The following is a 17,405-nucleotide window of genomic DNA, read 5'->3' as shown; positions in this document are numbered from 1 at the left end:
GAGAGTCCGGTTGCTTTTCTTTTTTCACAGCACCGGTTTCCATTCGTCCAAGCGCTGCAACCTCAAAGGGTTCTGAAATGCGCGTGATCGTTCTTGGCGCCGGCCTGCTCGGCGTGACCTCAGCCTACTACCTCCAGCAGCTCGGCCACGAAGTGACCGTGATCGACCGGCAGGCCACCCCGGCCGCCGAAACCAGCTTCGCCAACGGCGGCCAGATCTCGGTGAGCCACGCCGAGCCGTGGGCCAATCCCAGCGCACCGCTCAAGGTGCTGCAATGGCTCGGCAAGGAAGACGCGCCGCTGCTCTTCCGTCTGCGCGCCGACATGCGGCAGTGGCTCTGGGGACTGCAGTTCCTGCGCGAATGCTCCCCGGCGCGCACCCGCCACAACATCGAGCAGATCGTGCGCCTGGGCACTTATAGCCGCGACACGCTTCAGCAACTGCGGCGCGACACCGGCATCGGCTACGAACAACGCACCCAGGGCATCCTGCACTTCTATACGAACCAGAAGGAATTCGATGGCGCGCTCGAGCCGGCCGAGCAGATGCGCGCCCTCGGTTGCGAGCGCCGCGTGATTTCGGCCGACGAGGCCGTGGCACTCGAGCCTGCGCTGGCTCACATGCGCCCGCAGCTCGCCGGCGCCACCTACACCGCCGAAGACGAATCGGGCGATGCGAACCGCTTCGCGCGCGAGCTCGTCAAGCTCGCCGAAGCCGCTGGCGTGCGCTTTCTCATGAGCCACACCGTGACCGCGCTGCGCGAAGCCGGCGGCACCATCGATCACGTCGAAGCCACCGACAGCGAAGGCCGCTTCCAGCGCATCCGCGGCGACGCCTACGTGCTCGCGATGGGCTCGCTCAGCCCGCTCTACGCAGCGCCGCTGGGCATCCGCCTGCCGATCTATCCGGCCAAGGGCTACTCGGTCACGATGCCGGTGATCGATCCCACGAAGGCGCACCAGGTCTCGCTGACCGACGATGAGTTCAAGCTCGTCTTCTCGCGCTACACATCGGCCAACGGCGACCGCCTGCGCATCGCCGGCACTGCGGAGCTGAACGGCTACGACCGCGACCTCAACCGCGTGCGCTGCGAAGCGATCGTGCGTCGGGTGGAGCAGCTCTTCCCCGGCGCGGGCGATGCATCGAAGGCGCAGTTCTGGACCGGCCTGCGCCCCGCGACGCCGAGCAACGTGCCGCTGATCGGCGCGACCAAGCTGCCGAACCTGTTCCTCAACACGGGCCACGGCACGCTCGGCTGGACGCACGCGTGCGGCTCCGGAAAGTCGATCGCGCGCATCGTGAGCGGGCTCGCGCCCGAGGTGGATTTCGCGTTCACCGGGCTGCGTGCCGCTCAGTCGCCGGCCGTGAAGACCGTCAGCACGCCGGTGTAGCCGTAGAGGTGATGCCGCGCGATCTCGCCGGCGGCGAAAAAGCCGACGAGCGGCACGTCGCCAAGCGCGTGGCGCACGATCTGCAACTCGGCGTTCGGCGCGCCGAAGTGCGGCCCCCCACGGCCCGAGCAGCTCACGTACACCGCACCTGCGACGCGGCGCGCCGGATGCGGCCCCGCACCGGTTTCATCGCCGGCGACCGCGCGCGCGGTGGCGAGCGTCTGCTCCTCGGGCTCCAGTTCCTCGCGGATCTCGGCACAGACGCGCATGAGATCGGCGCGCGCGGCCTGCGCGTTGCGTCGGCAGAAGGACATGAGCATGCCGGGCTCGACGACGTCCGCGATCGCCACGCCGCGCCGGGTCGGATCGAGGCCGATGATGTGCCGCACCCGCACGTCGGAACCCAGATCGCGCGTGCGGCGAACACGATCGGTGCCGGCTTCCGCGAGGCCCACCAGCGTGGCGCGGACTGCGGCGATGGCCTGCTCGGGCTCGTCGAGCGACACGTGCAGATCCTCCAGCAGCACGTCGAGGGCCGGCCGGCCATCGAGCTTGAGCAGCAGGTTGCCGTCGGCCTCCGTGATCTCGCGTTCCTCCGACACCGGCTGGCAGCCCTGCGTGACGCGCGACACCAGTCGCACGCCTTCGCCGAACACCACGCCTGAGAGGCCGCCAGAAAACACCCCGCCGTGCGCGCCGTGGCCCGGGATGTTGCCGTTGCCGCCGACAGCGAACTGCAGCGAGCCGGCACGGCCAGACGAGAGGCCACCGAAGAGATAGCCGGTATCGGTGCGCTCCGCCATCTCGGCGATCAGCTCGGCGAGCTCGGGCGTGTGCGGGTCGGCATGGACGAGTGCCGTGTGCGCCGAGAAGCCGCTCATCTCGGTGCTCGCGAGCGGCGCCACGCCGGAGAACACCCGGTACTGGTCGCTCGGCAGCTCGCAAAGCATCACGCTGAGGGCCGGCTCGTCGAAATATTCGGCGTTGTTGGCCGAGACGCCGACGCCCACCGTGCCGGACCAGTCGGTCACCTCGGGCAGTTCGGCGCCCAGGTGATCAAGGATCTCCTGCGCATCGGCCGAATAGTGGTCGGTGATGTAGAGCAGGCCCAACGTCGGCGACTGCGCGTAGTCGGGCAGCGCCATCTGTGCCCGAAGTTGCGCGAGCACCAGCCCTGCGGCCATGCGCCATTGCGGATGGGTGGCGTGGCCCGAGGGAAACATCTTCATGGGCACGGCTTTCGCTGCGGGAAGGGATACGGTGCCGGCTTCAGCGCGCCCGCTTGCGCGCCGGAGCCCGCGTCTTGCCGGCAGCGGCGGCACGCTGGCCGCCGGCCGACGCCTTGCTCTCCGCGGAAGCCGGCTGCTTGGCCGATTTGGCTGCCGGCGCCTTTCGCGTCGCCGCGCCGGTGGCCGGCTGGGCTATCACGGGCATCTTCAACTGTGAAGCTTCCTGCAGGGCTGCGCTGGCGATCTGCTGGAATTGCTGCGTGAGCGCCCCCCACCATTGCAGCGGGTCGACCACGCCCGCTTCCTCGGCCGCAGCGTCGCCGCCGTTGCCGCGCGTGCGCCGGGAGGGCTTCGCGGTCGCGGGGGCTTCCGCTTCTTCCGCTTCTTCCGCTTGTTCCGCTTCTTCTGCTTCAACGACCGGTTCGGCCTTCTTCGGCTCCGGCTTGGGTGCGGGTGCCGCCGCGGGCTCGGACGCAGCCATCGCCTGCCGCGTGAAGACGCTCGCGAGATCCTCCATCTGCACGTTCATGCCGCGCAGGGTCGACAGCGTCATCTTCTGCACTTCGAGCGCCTGGATGGTGGCCTTGAGCGCATGCCCGTTCTGCTCGAGCCAGAACTGCACGGTCTTGAGCTCCTGGATGCGCTTGTCGACTTCTTCGACGCTGAGTGTCGGGGCGACCCAACTCGCGAGACTCGGCATGCCGGGCGTCGCGCCCGCTGCCGCGCTTCCGCTGGCCAGGTTCTTGAGGAAATCGAATCCGGGAACGAACTGGCTGAAGGCGAAAGGCTTGCTCGTGTCGCTCATGAAGGGCCTCGGGACGAGAGTTGTTGTGCGGCCAGCTTACTCCAAGGCGGCCGCGTTTTGGGCGGCCCGCGCCGCCCTGTCCGTCAATGCTTGTGCTCGCCTGCCGCGGCCGCGCCGGAGGCCGTCTGAACCGGCACCTTGAGCTCGAGCGAGCTCCTCTGGCCCTTCGCGTCTTCGAAGAGCAGCGTCAGCGGAACGCTCGTTCCATTGACGAGCGGCTGCTTCAGATCCATCAGCATCAGGTGGTAGCCGCCGGGCTTGAACTCGACTGTCTGGCGCGCGGGCAGTTCCAGGCTCGGCAGGCCGCGCATGCGCATGGTGTCGCCTTCCATCTTCATCTCGTGGACTTCGGCGACGCCCGCCGCAGGCGTGGAAGCGCCGACGAGCCGGGCACCCGAGGGCGCGCTGAGCTTCATGAAAGCGCCGGTGCCGCTTTGGCCGGGCACGGAAGCACGGATCCACGCATCGCGCACATCGACCGGCGCGACGCCGGCTGCCAGCACGTCGAGCCGCGCGGCCGGGCTGTCGAGGCCGGCGGTGGAGGTGCCGCTGGCGGGAACCTGCGCCCAGTCCGAGCTGCCCGTGTCGCAGTCCTGCAGCACCTTGAACCACAGCACGCCCGGCGTGGCGGGCAGCTTGCCGCGCAGCACGAATTCCGCGCGCTCGCCGGTGGGCAGCGCGGCCTGGGCGTTCTCCGCCTTCCAGCGCACTTCGCCGCCGTTGTCGCCGGCCGGCGGTGCTTCGAGCTTCCAGCCCTTGCGCGCCTGCGCGTCGGTGAAGGCAAAGCCCTTGGGCAGGCGAACGGTGATGCCGGTGGTGCTTTTCGCGCCCTGGCAGGCATGGCCGACGCGGAAAGCCGCTTCGTACTCGCTGCCGGCGGTGGCGCCGCCCGGCGGCAGGCTCACATGGGCGAAGGCGCTGCCGGTCCAGGCGAACACGATGCAGGCGGCGAGCCGGCGAAGCGGGAAGGAGGCGTTCATGGAGGTGTTCATCGGAGACTTTCGTGAAGTGTTGTATGTCGGGTCAGAGGTCGTAGCGAAGTTCTGCGGTGTAGGTGCGCTGCGGATACGGGTGGAAATTCCAGTACTGGTCGTTGTTGGCGTTGTCGATGCCGAAGGCCGCCGCCCAGCGGCGGTCGATCTGGTAGCGAACGCGCAGGTCGACGGTGAAGTACCTGCTCGCGCCGAAGTAGGCGAAGCCGTTCACGTCGCTGTTGTCGAGGGTCGAATACTGCCTGCCGCTGTAGCGCGCGGCCACGGTGAAGGCCCACTGCGCGTCGGGCTTGTAGGTGCCGTAGACCGTCGAGCGCCATTGCGGCACGCGCGGCTGCCATTTGCCGACGCTGGCGGGAAAGGCCGCGTTGGCCACGATCTCCGAATCAGCATAGGTGAGGCTCGCGCCGAGGTCCAGGCCGCGCACGAAGACGTTTTCGCCCGTGTAGGCCACCTCCAGTCCGTTGGTGCGTACCCTGTCGACGTTCTGCACCCGCGAGATGCTCGTGTTCGGGATGAGCTGGCTGTAGAGCGCATCGTCGGTCGTCTCGTGGAAGAAGGTCGCGCGTGCGATCCCGTTGCCCAGGTCCTTCTCGGCCGACAACTCGCCGGTCCACGACTTCTCAGGCTTCAGGTTGGGGTCGTTGATGAACGCCAGTGCACCGCCCGACGTGGCGCCGTAGAGCTCGCCGACGGTCGGATAGCGCACCGCGCGGCCGACCGAGGCCTTCAGCACCGTGTCGGAGGTCCATTGGTAGGCCAGCGCGGCCTTGGGCGACAGGTCCGATTCGCTGCGCGCGGGGTACGACAGGAAGCTGCTGGCGTTCGAGGTGAAGCCGTCCGTCGTCTTCCAGTCCTCGTAGCGAAGGCCGAGCACGGCCTTCCACTTCGGCGCGAAGGACCAGGTGTCCTGCGCCCAGGCGCTCTGCGTCTCGGCGCGGCCGCCGACGTTGCTCACCGGCGAGTACGGCGCGCCGCCGAGCCAGGTTCCGAGCACGTTGTTCTTCACGATCAGCAGCTTGTAGGCATCGCGGCCCACGCCGAGATCGACGATATGCCCACCACCCACGCCCTGCGGCCGCCAGGTCGCCTTGGCGGCGAGCGTGTTCCAGCCGGTGCCGCCCTGGTCCTGCAAGGTGCCCGCGCCGCCGATCGCTGCGAGTGGCAGCGCGACCGTCGGCTGGCGCTGCTGGTCGGTCGCGTAGTCGTACAGGCTGCCGGCAACCTCCCAGTCCCATTCGCCTTGCGTGTTGCTCTTGACCGAGAGGCCGTGCATGGTGTGCGTCTGGCTGTCGTTGGTGAGCGGAAATGCCGTCGGCGCGAGGTTGAAGGTGCGTGCGCCGATGTTGATCGGCCCGCTGTAGACCGGCTGCCCGGCGGCATTGCTCAGGTAGCTCTCGGGCCGGCCTTCGGCGGTGTTCTGCCACCAGCCGAGCGTGTAGGTCGCACGCACGGTCGGGGAGAAGTCGTAGGCCAGCTTCAGCTTCGCGTGGTCCTGCACCGTGTGGTACTGCGTGCCGGTGCCGAGGATGTACCACGGCGTGTTGGTCGTGTTCAGCCCCGGCACCCAGCCGGTGACCGGCGTGCCGGCGCGCCCCGGCGTGCCCGAGGCCACCGTCGCGGTGGTGAAGGTCAGCGGCTGGCCCTGGCTGTCGGTGCGGTTGAGATCGATCCACCACGACCAGTCGCCGCTCCTGCTGCCGATCGACGCGCTGGTCTGCCAGCTGTTGAAGGTCTGGTGGGTGTTGTAGAGGTCGAAGGGCTGCGACGAGAAGCCGGCCTTCACGTGCGCTTCGAGCTGCGTCGGTATGCGGGTCACGTAGTCGACCACGGCACCCGCCGAATTGCCGGGGTACGCCGCGGAGAAGGGGCCGTACATCACGTCGACCCTTTCGATTTCCTCCGGCGCGACCATCGACCAGCGCGGCGCGTAGTTGGTGCCGTTGGCGATGCCGTTGCCGAGGTAGTTCGACAGCAGGATGCCGTCGGCATACACCGCCGAGCGCGCGCTGTTGCCGGTGCCGGACGCGCGGGTGGACAGGATCGCGTGGTTGTAGTCGCCGATGTAGCGCTTGCGCACCAGCAGGCTCGGCAGGTACTTGAGGGCATCCTCGCTGTCGGTGGCGTTGATGCGCGTCTCGATGTCCTCGCGGGTGACGCCCTCGATGGTGGTCGGGATCTGCGTGGGCAGCGAGGTCGGCTGCCCGCCGGTCACGGTCACGACGCCGAGCGATTTCACCCGTTCAGGCGCGTCGTCCGCGGTGCTGCCGGACGCGGCCTGCGCGAACGCGGGCCCTGCCAGCCAGGGAAATGCTGCGCCCAGGGCAAGCTACAGCACGGTTTTCTTGTTCATCCGGAAACTGCTCCTCGGCGTTCGCGAGGGAACGCCGATCAATTGCGGGAAAGCCGCCGCGCGCGCTCGTGAGAGCGCCGCGCGAGGCAAGGCCGACCGATGTCAGAGCAGGCTGGGAGGGCCGCGCGCGGGCAGCGGCGCGGCAGTGGCCGCGGCAAGGCGCGCAGCCGGGATCGGTTGCACCGCATGCGAGAGCGGCTGGACCGAGGGAAGAGAAACGACCGGGGAGGGCGGCGGCGCACCAGCCACCAGGCACATCGCGCAATCGAGATGGGTGGCGCCCATTTCCTGGATGCCGTCGTCGGTATGCACGACCACCTTCACCGCGCCGGAGCCGGAACACAGAAGCTCCATGGCTTGCGGATGCACCACCGGCGACGCGATCGCGACGCCGAGCGACAACGCGAACCACACCAGCACGAAGCTGACGAGGCGGCGGGCGCGGCGCAGGGGATACATGGGCCGGCATTATGGATTGGACTCGCCACGCCCCCCCTGCTTGTGGAAAATGCCCCACCAGACACAGAAAGTCACATGTCCATCTTTCACCTAGCCTTCAACGTGCGCGACCTCGACGAAGCCCGGCGCTTCTACGGCGGCGTGCTCGGCTGCGCCGAAGGCCGCAGCACCGACACCTGGGTCGATTTCGATTTCTTCGGCCACCAGATCTCGCTGCACCTGGGCGAGCCTTTCACCACTGCCCGCACCGGGCACGTCGGCGATGTGCTGGTGCCGATGCCCCACTTCGGCATCATTCTCGAGCTGCCCGCCTGGCGCGCCCTGGCCGACCGGCTCGAGGCCGCCCGCACCGACTTCGTGCTCCGTCCGCAGGTCCGCTTCGAGGGCCAGCCGGGCGAGCAGTGGACGATGTTCTTCTGCGACCCCTTCGGCAACCCGATCGAAGTCAAGGGCTTCCGGTCGCTGGACACCGTCTACGCCGCATGACCCACCGCACGGCGCTCTGCGTGCGTGTCGCGAGTCCGATCGCGGCCGCGCTGCTGCTCGCGCACGGCGCGGCGCACGCGGTGCAGGACTGCGAGATCAACGGCGTCGCCGTGAACCCTGCCAACGGCGCCACGACCGCCGGCAAGTCCGGCCTGATGCGCTGCAGGGATCGCGACAGCCGCGAGCTGGTGCGCGAGCAGCAGATCCAGAGCGGCACCTTCCAGGGCGTCGTGCGCCAGTACGACAAGGGCAAGCTCTCGAAGGAATACAGCGTGAACGCGGCCGGCAACATGCACGGCCCCGCGCGCGAATTCGCGCCCAACGGCAAGGTGCTGCGCGAAGCCAGCTACGACGACGGCCACGAGACCGGGCTGGTCCGCAGCTTCTACCCCTCGGGCCAGTTGCGCCGCGCGACCTACTTCGCCGATTCGGCCGGCGAGCGCGCCTTTGCCGAGTTCACCGAACGCGGACAGCTCTCGGCGCTGCGCTGCGGCGACAAGCCGGTGCTCGCACCGGTGGCCGACGACGCGAAGCTCTGCGGCTTCGGCGGCAGCCCATCGCGGGTCGAGCTGTTCGACAACAAGGGCATCCTGCGATCGCGCGTGTCCTATCTCTCCGGCAAGCGCGTGCGCAGCGAGGACTTCTACGACAACGGCAAGCCCGCGGCGCAGGACGAACTCGTCGGCAACCAGCGCACCGAGCGGCGCTTCTCGTCCGAAGGCATCAAGCGCCGCGAAGTGGTCTCGCTGCTCACCGAGCGCGGCGCGATCCGGCAGCGCGACCAGGAGTTCTCCGAGCGCGGCACGCTGGTGCGCGAACAGCGCTGGAACAGCGCGGGCGATCCGGTCACCGACGAAAGCTTCTACCTGAACGGGCAGCCGCGCAGCAAGGCCGTGTATGGCGTCGATGGCGGCAGCCGGCTCATCGAAGTCACCGAGTACTACGACAACGGCCAGCGCGCGGCGGTGGGCCGCTATGTCGCCACCGATCGCTTCCGCCAGGCGCCGGTCGGCACGCACCAGCGCTTCAACGAGAAAGGCACGCTGATCGCCGAGTCGGTCTACGACGAGAACGGCCGCATCACGCGCGAGCGCGCGTGGGACATCAACGGCAAGCTCGAGCGCGACGACCAGGTGTTCGAGGACGGCTCGCGAAAGGCGTTCACGAGCCAGTGAACATCGGGCTCAGTCCAGCTTGATGTTCGCCGCCTTGATGATCGGACCCCAGCGCTGCGACTCCGCGCGCGACAGCGCGAAGAACTGCTGCGGCGAGCCGGGCATCGCTTCCATGCCGAAGTCGGCGAACCGTTTCTGCACCGCGGGCGTGGTGAAGGCCTTGTTCAAGTCGGCGTTGAGCCGGTTGACCACAGCAGGCGGCATGCCGGCCGGGCCGAGGATGCCCTGGAAGGCGAACACTTCCGAATTCGGCACGCCCACTTCGGCCAGCGTCGGCACGTCGGGCAGCAGCTTCGAGCGCGCGCCCGAACCGATCGCCAGCACGCGCACCTTCTTGCCCTGCATGATCGACAGGCCCGAGGCGAGGTCGAGGAACATGCACGGCACCTGCCCGCCCATGACGTCGGCCATCGCCGGCGCGGCGCCTCGATAGGGGATGTGCGTGATGAAGGTGCCGGTGCGGTTCTTGAACATCTCCATCGCCAGATGGTGCGGCGAACCGTTGCCGGGCGATGCGTAGTTGACCTTGCCCGGGTTGGCCTTCACGTAGGCCAGGAAGGCCTTGAAGTCCTGCGCCGGGAAGTCCGGATGCACGACGAGCGCGAGGGGGAACTTGCCGATCGCCCCGATGTAGGTGAAGTCCTTTTCGGGATTGAACGGCAGCTTGTTGAACAGGTGCTCGTTGAAGGCCAGCACCGCGTTGTCGGCCGACAGGATGGTGTAGCCGTCGGGCTTGGACTTGGCCACGATGTCGGCGCCGATGTTGGTCGATGCGCCGGGACGGTTGTCGATGACGATCTGTTGGCCCAGCGTCTGGCGCATGGCCTCGGAGAGCGTGCGCGCGATCACGTCGGTGCCGCCGCCTGCGGGGTAAGGCACCACCCACTTGATGATCTGGGTGGGATAGTCCTGGGCCCGCGCCCACGGCGCTGCGCCTGAGGCTGCGGTCGCGGCCAGCGTCGTGAGCAGAGTTCTGCGATCCATCGAATGGTCTCCTGGTGTTCTGGATGTTGGAATGAAAAGCCTCAGCCCCCCGCGGACAGCGATGGCACGGGCAGGCCGTCGAGCGCCTGCGCCAGTGCGACGCGGCAGCGCGCTTCGTCGCCGACCTGCTCGAACAGCAGCAGGGCCAGCCGCGCGAGGAAGAGCGATTCTCGCTCGGAGCCGGCCTCGCTGATCGCGCGGGCGCATTCGGCATAGACGCGGTCACGCGCGTCGTGATCAAGGGCAGTCATGAGCGTTCCGTTTCGACAAGGTAGGAGGCGCGCGCCAGCGCGCTTCGCAGCGCGCCTCGGGGCACGCGGCGCCAGCGGGCGGCGATGTGGCCGTCCGGGCGCAGCAGATATACCGCGCCCTGCTGCGCACCGAGCGCGGCGAACACCGATGCATCGGCGCTGCCGGCCGGCAGTTCGCACACGTTGACGGCGAGCGGACCGGCCTGCGCATCGGCGATCTCGGCGGCGAGGGCTTCATCCACCTCGGTGTTGAGCACGAGGACCATGAAGGTCGGCCGCAGGCGGTCCGTCAGGTGCAAATCGTGCGCGAGCGGCTGCTCGGGCATCGCCTCGCCGGGACCCGGGCCTTCCGTGAGATCGTCGCCTTCGGTCGACAGCACCGAATCGCGGTACTCGACCGCTTGCGTCTGCCGCGGGTTGATGAGGTTGGCGATGCCGCGATGCGCGCCGGACAGCGACAGCGCCGCCTCGCGCAGCAGATCGAAGCCGCGCGACGGCGGCGACATGAATTCGGTGCTGCGCATCGCACTCTCGGCGTTGATGTGGAAGGCCGCGATGCGCTCCTGCGAGTAGCTGTCGAGCAATGCGACGTCGGACAGGCCGCGCACCACGTGCGCCAGCTTCCAGGCGAGGTTGTCGGCATCGTCGAAGCCCGAGTTCAGCCCGCGCACGCCGAAGATCGGCATCGCGTGCGCGGCATTGCCGGCGAACAGCACGCGGCCGTGGCGATAGCTCTCCAGTGTCATCGCGCCGGCGCGATACACCGAGGTCCAGACCGTCTTCCAGGGCAGTTGCCCTTCGCCGATCGCGTCGAGATGACGCTGCACGAACTCGGTCACCGCCGCAGGCTGCAGCGCCTCCTCGGTGCTCTGGCCGGCGCGCAGCTGGTAGTCGATGCGCCAGATGTCGTCGGGCTGCTTGTGCATCAGCACGGTCGATCCGGGGTTCCACGGCGGATCGAACCACGCGCGCCGCTCGGTCGGATGGTCGCTGTGCAGCTCGATGTCGATGATCACGTAGCGGCCTTCGTAGGCCGTGCCTTCGAGATTGAGGTCGAGCGACTTGCGCACGAAGCTCTGCCCGCCGTCGCAGCCGACGAGCCATTGCCCGCGCAGCTGGTACGCCCCCAGCGCATTGCGCGCCGACAGGACGAGGCCCTCGCCCTCTTCCGAGAAGCCGGTGAGTTCGGTGCCCCAGCGGATGTCGATCAGCCCCGGCGTCTTCGCGTTGCGGCGCACGATCTCGTCCAGCAGGTATTGCTCGATGTAGTACTGCTCGAGGTTGATCATGGGCGGCAGCTTCTGCTGCGCGCTGGTCGGCATCTCGAAGCGGAAGACTTCGTCGGTCTTGTAGAAGCTGCGCCCGCCGGTCCAGGGGAGCCCCTTGGACAGGAACGCCGGCAGTGCGCCGAGGCGTTCGACGATCTCCAGGCTGCGCCGCGAGATGCAGGCCGCGCGGCTGCCCACGCAGACGGTGTCGTCCGCCTCGAGGATCACGCTGCGCACGCCATGGTTGGCCAGCCCGAGTGCGAGCGACATGCCGACCGGCCCGCCGCCGGCGATCACGACCGGATGACGGCCGGGCTCCATGCCGCCTTCCAGCTGCGGCAGGCGCGGCGCGAAGCGTGTGTAGTCGAAGGCGCCGACGGAGGGCGGCAGATCGCCTGCGACCGGCGGAAGCGGGCCTGTCGCGGCATCGCCGGCGCGTGCGGCGGGAGGAGAGACGGCTGCGGTGTTCATGCGACGGGATTGTCCCGATGCGAGGCGGCGCGCGATGTCATAACTTCGTACGAGGTATTAACCCGATCCCCAGGAATCCGATGAAGCGCTGGCCCGTGCGCGAAGCCGATCAAACCCCTCTTTCGCCTGCACTGGTCAGCGGGGTACTGGCCGGCATCGGCACCTCGCACCTTGCCGCGAGCTATCTCACCGCGATGCATCGCGTGCTGCCGGTGACCTTCTGCACGGTGTTCGCGGCCAGTGCATCGGGGCGCATCGAAACCGTCTCCGCCGCGAGCACCTACGGCAACACCGCCGAACGCACTGCCGAGCGCTACGTGGCGGAACGCTTCGACCTGCTCGATCCCAACATGGCGTGGCTCGCGTCCCGCAAGCTGCCGAAGCGGCCGCAGTTGTGGATGGGGCATCACACCGCCGAGGACGTCGCCGATCCCGCGTTTCGAGCCGCCTGCTACACCGATGTCGGCATTCGCGAGCGCGCGTCGGTGCTGCTGCTGCTGCCGACGGGCCAGCGCGCGGCGGTGAGCTTCTACCGCAGCCTCGCGCAGCCGGACTTCGGAACCGAGGACTTCGCCCGCCTCGAAGCACACGCGCAGCTTCTGGCCGACGCCACCGTCGCGCATGCCCGCAGCACCGCCGCGCGGCACGAGGCGGCCGAGCCGCTGCTCGCCTCGCGCCTCCTGGTGCTGAGCCTGCGCGAACGCGAGGTCATCGGCCATCTGCTCGCGGGGAAGACCGCCAAGGAAGCGGCGCGCGCGGTCGGCATCGAACTCACCACCGCGCGCACGCACCAGTACCGCGCGTTTCGCCGCCTGGGCATCAAGACGTTGAAGGAACTGCTGCGTGGACCGCAAGCATGACCCGCGACGCCATTCGCGCTGCCGAGAATGAGCGGATGTACCGCTCACCGGCCGACGCGTTCGCCAGTCGCCAGTCGCCAGTCGTCAGCCGCCAGCGCCGGCCGCCGAACCCGCGGGCGACACCACTTCCTGGTCGATCGCGCCGAAGATCGATTGGCCGTCCTGGCCCTTCATCTCGATGCGGATGGTGTCGCCGAACTTCATGAATTCGGTGCTGGGCTGGCCGTCCTGGAGGGTCTCGATGCAGCGCTTCTCGGCGATGCAGCTGTAGCCCTTGGGCCATTCAATGCGGCCGTCCTTCTCGACGCCCTTGTTGCTGACGGTGCCGCTGCCAACGATGCTGCCGGCGCGCACGTTGCGCGTCTTGGCGATGTGCGCGACGAGTTCGCCGAAGTGGAAGGTCATTTCCTCGCCCGCATCGCACATGCCGACCTTGCGGCCGTTCCAGGTGCTCTGCAGCGTGAGATGCACCCGGCCGCCCTGCCAGGCGTCGCCGAGCTCGTCGAGCGTCACCGCGACCGGGCTGAACGCGGTCGCGGGCTTGCTCTGGAAGAAGCCGAAGCCCTTGGCCAGCTCGGCCGGGATGAGGTTGCGCAGGCTCACGTCGTTGGCGAGCATCACGAGGCGGATGCCGTCCAGCGCCTGGGCCGGCGTGGCGCCCATCCTCACGTCGCCGGTGACGACGGCGATCTCGGCCTCGAAGTCGATGCCGAAGGCTTCGCTTTGCACGACCACCGGATCGCACGGGCCGATGAAATCGTCGCTGCCGCCCTGGTACATCAGCGGGTCGGTGTAGAAGCTCTTCGGTACTTCGGCGTTGCGCGCCTTGCGCACCAGTTCGACGTGGTTGATGTAGGCCGAGCCGTCGGCCCACTGGTAGGCACGCGGCAGGGGCGCCATGCACTGCCCCGGATCGAAGGGGAACGCATGCCGCGCGCGCCCGGCGTTGAGCGCGTCGTACAGGTCCTGCAGCTGCGGGCCGACGAAGCCCCAGTCGTCCAGCGCCTGTTGCAGGCGGTTGGCGATGCCGGTGGCGTAGTGGGCGCTCGTCAGGTCGCGCGAGACGACGACCAGCTGGCCGTCGCGCGAGCCGTCTTTGAGAGTGGCGAGTTTCATGGGTGGCGGCGGATGCCGGCGCGGCATCGTGACTAAACTGGTTGACCGGGCGGCAGTTTACCGAGGTGAACCTCGCGGCCGGCGCCGGGTCCGACTCCGCATGCCGACATCCGCCGTTCTTCCCTCGTCTTATGCGCCGCGGCCCCGCTGGCGAACGCTGGCCGTGGTGACGGCGATCGTGCTGGCCGGCCATCTGGCCGTGCTGGGGCTGGCGCCGGTCAGCGTGGGAACGCCGCCCACGCCGGAGATCGACAAGTTCGTCACGCGGACCATCGTCGTCGCGCCGCCCGCTGCAAGCGAGCCGCCCGCATCGGCGCCTGCGCCCAAGGCAGAAATCCGGCCAGCGCCGAAGCCGCCGCGCCCTCGCCCGGTTGCGCGCCCGCGGCCCGTCGCGCCAGCCCCGGCGCCCGCGCCCGAAGCGACGGCGCCGACTCAACCGGACTCGCAGAACCTGATCTCGCAGGTTCCGACAGAAACGGCGGCCACAGCGGGGGAATCGGCCTCTGGGGGAGCATCCAGCGGGAACGGGCAAGGTGCGGGCCAGGGGAGCGGCGCGGGCGATTCCGGCGGCAATATCCCGGGTTCCGTGCCGCTGCGGATCTCGGGATCGGTGCGGCTCGCTTTCGCGGCGACCGCCCAGCAGGGCGCGCAACCGATGCAGGGCGCGTTCGGCGACCTGGTCTGGCAGCAGGACGGCACGCGCTACGACGCCAGCCTGTCGATCAAGTTCCTGTTCGTGACCTTCCGCAACACGCGCAGCACCGGCGTGATCGGGCCGACAGGCATCGAGCCGCTGCGCTATTCGGACAAGCGCCGCACCGAGGTCGCCTCGCATTTCGTGCGCGACCAGAAGGCGGTGATCTTCAGCAACAACTCGCCCGCCGTGCCCTTGCTCGCGGGCGCGCAGGACCGCCTGAGCGTCGTGCTCCAGCTCGGCGCGCTGATGGCGGGCGATCCGGGACGCTATCCGCCGGACTCGGTCATCGCGGTGCAGACCGTCGGCACCAGCGATGCGGAGATCTGGACCTTCACGCTCTCGGGCAACGAGCAGGTCGCTGTGCAGGCCGGCGAATTCACCGCGCGCAAGCTCACGCGCAATCCCCGCAAGCCCTTCGACGACAAGATCGAGCTGTGGCTCGCGCCCGATCTCGGCTACTTGCCGGTACGCATCCGCCAGACGCAGCCCAACGGCGACTTCATCGACCTGCAGTTGCGCGAGAAAGTCGCGATGTAAGCCCCGCGCTCAGGCCTCGCCGGCCTCGCGCGCCTGGATGTCGAGCACGCGGCTGCGGCGCTCGCGTTCGCGCCGCAGATAGGCGCTGGGCGTCACGCCCGACCAGCGACGGAAAGCGCGCGCGAACACCTTCTCCGACTCGTAGCCCGCCTGCTCGGCGATGTGCGCCGGATGCAGCGCGCCGGCTTCGAGCTGCTCGGCGGCCAGCGCCATGCGGTGGGCGGTGAGATAGCCGATCGGGGTTTCGCCGACCAGGGATTTGAAGCGCGCGCAGAAGCGCGACCGCGACATCGCCGCCTCGCTGGCGAGCTGCTCCACGCTCCATGCCTGCTGCGGCGCGCGGTGGATGCCCATGATCGCGCGCGCGATCGCCGGATCGGCCAAGCCGCGCAGCCAGCCGGGGTCCTGCGCGGCTTGGCGGCCGAGGCGTTCGCGCAGGATGTTGACCAGCAGCAGTTCGCCCATGCGCCCCGCCGACAGACGCCAGCCGGGTCGGCGGTCGAGCGTTTCCATGATGAGCGATTGCATCGTCGTGGCGAGGCATCCGGCCATCGGCATCTCGCTTTCGCGGATGTGGATCAGCGGCGGCAGCATGCGGAAGACCGAGTGGCGGCAGTACGCGGAGAACCATAGCAGCGCCGAAAAGATCTCGGTGGTCTCGCCGCCGCCGCCGTGGCTGAAGACGAGCGGGTTCTCGTCCTTCGGCCCGTCGGCGTGCCGTGCGATGAGCGCCGAGAAGGGTTCGACCGGTGCGTCCGGCGACGAGGACATGGTGTGCGCCGCGCCGAGCGGCAGCATCACGAGATCGCCGCTTTCCACCCGGAGGGGCTCGGCACCATCGAGCCGCAGCCAGTGCGGCGCGCCGCGCGACAGCCGGATCATCGCGCCCGGAACACCGTCCGAGCGCAGCCCCCAGGGCGCGCCGAGCGAGAAACGCGCGGTGACCGCGCGCTCGGACCGGCAGATGGCGAGCACTTCGCTCAGGACGTCCAAGGTTCGCGGCTCCAGCGGCCCGTGCGGGAGGATGGGATGAATCGTGCCTCTTTGCGGACGCACGGCGGTTGAGGCACGGCGGCCCTTTCCGAAGAATCGACCCACCTCATCGGGAAGCGATCTTGACATATCGATTCCTGCCTTCCTCACGACTGGAGACACCATGGGTCATTTGAAAATCGGCATCGTCGGCGCCGGCATCGGCGGTCTGGCCGCGGCGAACGCGCTGCATCAGGCGGGGCACGACGTCGTCGTCTTCGAGCAGGCGAAGCAGTTCTTCCGCGTCGGCGCGGACATCAACCTCACGCCGAACGCGGTGCGGGCATTGGACGGGCTGGGCCCCGGCATCGCGCAAGCCGCCCGTGCCTCCGGTGCCCGCCCCACGCACCGCATCAGCCGCATGTGGGACACCGGCGAGGAGACCTCGCGCCTTCCGATGAGCGACGAGGCCGAGCGCAAGTACGGCGCGCCGCAGCTGACCATCCACCGCGCCGATCTGCTGGCGGCGCTGGCCGATGCCTTCCCGCTCGATCGCGTGCGCTTCGACAAGCGCGCCGAATCGATCGCAGCGAGCGACGAGGGCGTGTGCATCCGCTTCAAGGACCAGAGCGAAGCCACCGAGCTCGACGTGCTGATCGGCGCCGACGGCATCCACTCCGTGGTGCGCAACGCGATGTTCGGCGCCGAGAGCCCGCGTTTCACCGGCGTGGTGGCCTTCCGCGCGGTGGTGCCGACCGAGCGCGTCAAGGACGTGCCGAACATCGCCGCCTTCACCAAGTGGTGGGGCCCGTCGCCGGAAAGCCAGATCGTGACCTTCCCGCTGAATCAGGGACGTGACACTTTCATCTTTGCGACCACCGCGCAGGATTCGTGGCACGAGGAATCGTGGACCACCGCCGGCAACGTGGAGGAGCTGCGCGGCTTCTACGCCGGCTTCCACCCCGATGCGTGCGCGCTGCTCGATGCCTGCGACACCGTGCTCAAGACCGCGCTGTACGAGCGCGATCCGCTCAAGAACTGGTCGCGCGGCCACATGACGCTGCTCGGCGATGCCTGCCATCCGATGATGCCTTTCATGGCGCAGGGCGCGGGCATGGCGATCGAGGACGCGGTGGTGCTGGCGCGTAATCTCGCTGGCGTGGACAAGCCGGCTCAAGTTCCGGCGGCACTGGCACGCTACGAGGCGATGCGCATCGAGCGCGCGAGCAGCATCCAGGTCGGCTCGCGCGGCAACCAGTGGCTCAAGGCCGGCGGCAACGCCGACTGGGTGTACGGCTACGACGCCTGGGCCGTGCCGGTGGCGTGACGATCGGAGGCCCCGGGCCGGCCGACATCGGT

The 17,405-nt window shown here is 68.8% G+C and carries 16 protein-coding genes; 6 read left to right on the top strand and 10 right to left on the bottom strand.

Annotation, left to right across the window (positions count from 1 at the left end):
* The first annotated feature begins 77 nt into the window (after window positions 1–77).
* A complete protein-coding gene (locus WKW77_RS10780) occupies window positions 78–1,391 on the top strand; it encodes a D-amino acid dehydrogenase (protein ID WP_340356839.1) in 1,314 nt (437 codons plus the stop codon).
* Here WKW77_RS10780 and WKW77_RS10775 read toward each other — a convergent pair.
* The 5 genes from WKW77_RS10775 to WKW77_RS10755 all read right to left on the bottom strand — a co-directional run bounded on the left by WKW77_RS10775 (window position 1,352) and on the right by WKW77_RS10755 (window position 7,229).
* On the bottom strand, window positions 1,352–2,620 hold the full coding sequence (locus WKW77_RS10775; protein WP_340356838.1) for an FIST signal transduction protein: 1,269 nt from the start codon (window positions 2,618–2,620) through the stop codon (window positions 1,352–1,354). The genes WKW77_RS10780 and WKW77_RS10775 overlap by 40 nt on opposite strands.
* Window positions 2,621–2,660: 40 nt before the next feature.
* On the bottom strand, window positions 2,661–3,425 hold the full coding sequence (locus tag WKW77_RS10770) for a PhaM family polyhydroxyalkanoate granule multifunctional regulatory protein (protein WP_340356837.1): 765 nt from the start codon (window positions 3,423–3,425) through the stop codon (window positions 2,661–2,663).
* A gap of 83 nt (window positions 3,426–3,508) precedes the next feature.
* Window positions 3,509–4,417, bottom strand: coding sequence for a copper chaperone PCu(A)C domain-containing protein (locus WKW77_RS10765; RefSeq protein ID WP_340356836.1), 909 nt, complete (start codon window positions 4,415–4,417; stop codon window positions 3,509–3,511).
* 31 nt (window positions 4,418–4,448) lie between these two features.
* Window positions 4,449–6,740: a TonB-dependent receptor gene (locus WKW77_RS10760; RefSeq protein ID WP_422823178.1), complete on the bottom strand. Its 2,292-nt coding sequence runs from the start codon at window positions 6,738–6,740 to the stop codon at window positions 4,449–4,451.
* A gap of 132 nt (window positions 6,741–6,872) precedes the next feature.
* Window positions 6,873–7,229 carry a DUF2946 family protein gene (locus WKW77_RS10755; protein WP_340356835.1) on the bottom strand — a complete coding sequence of 119 codons (357 nt, stop codon included), beginning with the start codon at window positions 7,227–7,229 and terminating at the stop codon, window positions 6,873–6,875.
* Between the two features lie 75 nt (window positions 7,230–7,304).
* Here WKW77_RS10755 and WKW77_RS10750 point away from each other — a divergent pair, with 75 nt between their 5' ends.
* Together WKW77_RS10750 and WKW77_RS10745 are read left to right on the top strand one after the other, a co-directional pair.
* Window positions 7,305–7,715, top strand: coding sequence for a VOC family protein (locus tag WKW77_RS10750; protein WP_340356834.1), 411 nt, complete (start codon window positions 7,305–7,307; stop codon window positions 7,713–7,715).
* On the top strand, window positions 7,712–8,890 hold the full coding sequence (locus WKW77_RS10745) for a toxin-antitoxin system YwqK family antitoxin (protein WP_340356833.1): 1,179 nt from the start codon (window positions 7,712–7,714) through the stop codon (window positions 8,888–8,890). The genes WKW77_RS10750 and WKW77_RS10745 overlap by 4 nt, the downstream gene beginning before the upstream one ends.
* Window positions 8,891–8,899: 9 nt before the next feature.
* Here WKW77_RS10745 and WKW77_RS10740 read toward each other — a convergent pair whose 3' ends face one another.
* From WKW77_RS10740 to WKW77_RS10730, 3 genes are read right to left on the bottom strand one after another with little or no spacing between them, the layout of a single operon-like run.
* Window positions 8,900–9,874, bottom strand: a complete 975-nt coding sequence (locus WKW77_RS10740; RefSeq protein WP_340356832.1) for a Bug family tripartite tricarboxylate transporter substrate binding protein — start codon at window positions 9,872–9,874, stop codon at window positions 8,900–8,902.
* Between the two features lie 41 nt (window positions 9,875–9,915).
* Entirely contained in the window at window positions 9,916–10,125 is a 210-nt protein-coding gene (locus tag WKW77_RS10735) for a hypothetical protein (RefSeq protein WP_340356831.1), read from the bottom strand.
* Window positions 10,122–11,864 (bottom strand): FAD-dependent monooxygenase, encoded by a 1,743-nt coding sequence (locus WKW77_RS10730; protein ID WP_340356830.1) that lies wholly within the window; start codon window positions 11,862–11,864, stop codon window positions 10,122–10,124. The genes WKW77_RS10735 and WKW77_RS10730 overlap by 4 nt, the downstream gene beginning before the upstream one ends.
* 80 nt (window positions 11,865–11,944) lie before the next feature.
* Between WKW77_RS10730 and WKW77_RS10725 the strand changes: the two genes are divergently transcribed.
* Window positions 11,945–12,724, top strand: a complete 780-nt coding sequence (locus WKW77_RS10725) for a helix-turn-helix transcriptional regulator (RefSeq protein ID WP_340356829.1) — start codon at window positions 11,945–11,947, stop codon at window positions 12,722–12,724.
* Between the two features lie 84 nt (window positions 12,725–12,808).
* Here the strand turns inward: WKW77_RS10725 and WKW77_RS10720 are convergent, their stop codons facing one another.
* Window positions 12,809–13,840: a fumarylacetoacetate hydrolase family protein gene (locus WKW77_RS10720; protein ID WP_340356828.1), complete on the bottom strand. Its 1,032-nt coding sequence runs from the start codon at window positions 13,838–13,840 to the stop codon at window positions 12,809–12,811.
* A 100-nt stretch (window positions 13,841–13,940) separates the two neighbouring features.
* On the opposite strand from WKW77_RS10720, the gene WKW77_RS10715 reads away from it, so the two are divergent.
* Complete coding sequence (locus tag WKW77_RS10715; protein ID WP_340356827.1) at window positions 13,941–15,074, top strand: DUF3108 domain-containing protein; 1,134 nt, start codon at window positions 13,941–13,943, stop codon at window positions 15,072–15,074.
* Between the two features lie 9 nt (window positions 15,075–15,083).
* Here WKW77_RS10715 and WKW77_RS10710 read toward each other — a convergent pair whose 3' ends face one another.
* On the bottom strand, window positions 15,084–16,067 hold the full coding sequence (locus tag WKW77_RS10710; RefSeq protein ID WP_340356826.1) for an AraC family transcriptional regulator: 984 nt from the start codon (window positions 16,065–16,067) through the stop codon (window positions 15,084–15,086).
* A 163-nt stretch (window positions 16,068–16,230) separates the two neighbouring features.
* Here WKW77_RS10710 and WKW77_RS10705 point away from each other — a divergent pair, with 163 nt between their 5' ends.
* Window positions 16,231–17,373 (top strand): FAD-dependent monooxygenase, encoded by a 1,143-nt coding sequence (locus WKW77_RS10705; protein ID WP_340356825.1) that lies wholly within the window; start codon window positions 16,231–16,233, stop codon window positions 17,371–17,373.
* Window positions 17,374–17,405 lie beyond the last annotated feature (32 nt).

The sequence above is a fragment of the Variovorax ureilyticus genome (assembly GCF_037889935.1).
Classification (GTDB): Bacteria; Pseudomonadota; Gammaproteobacteria; order Burkholderiales; family Burkholderiaceae_C; genus Variovorax; species Variovorax ureilyticus.
Note: the sequence above shows the minus strand (reverse complement) of the source record. Positions and strands in the feature narration are given on the sequence as shown.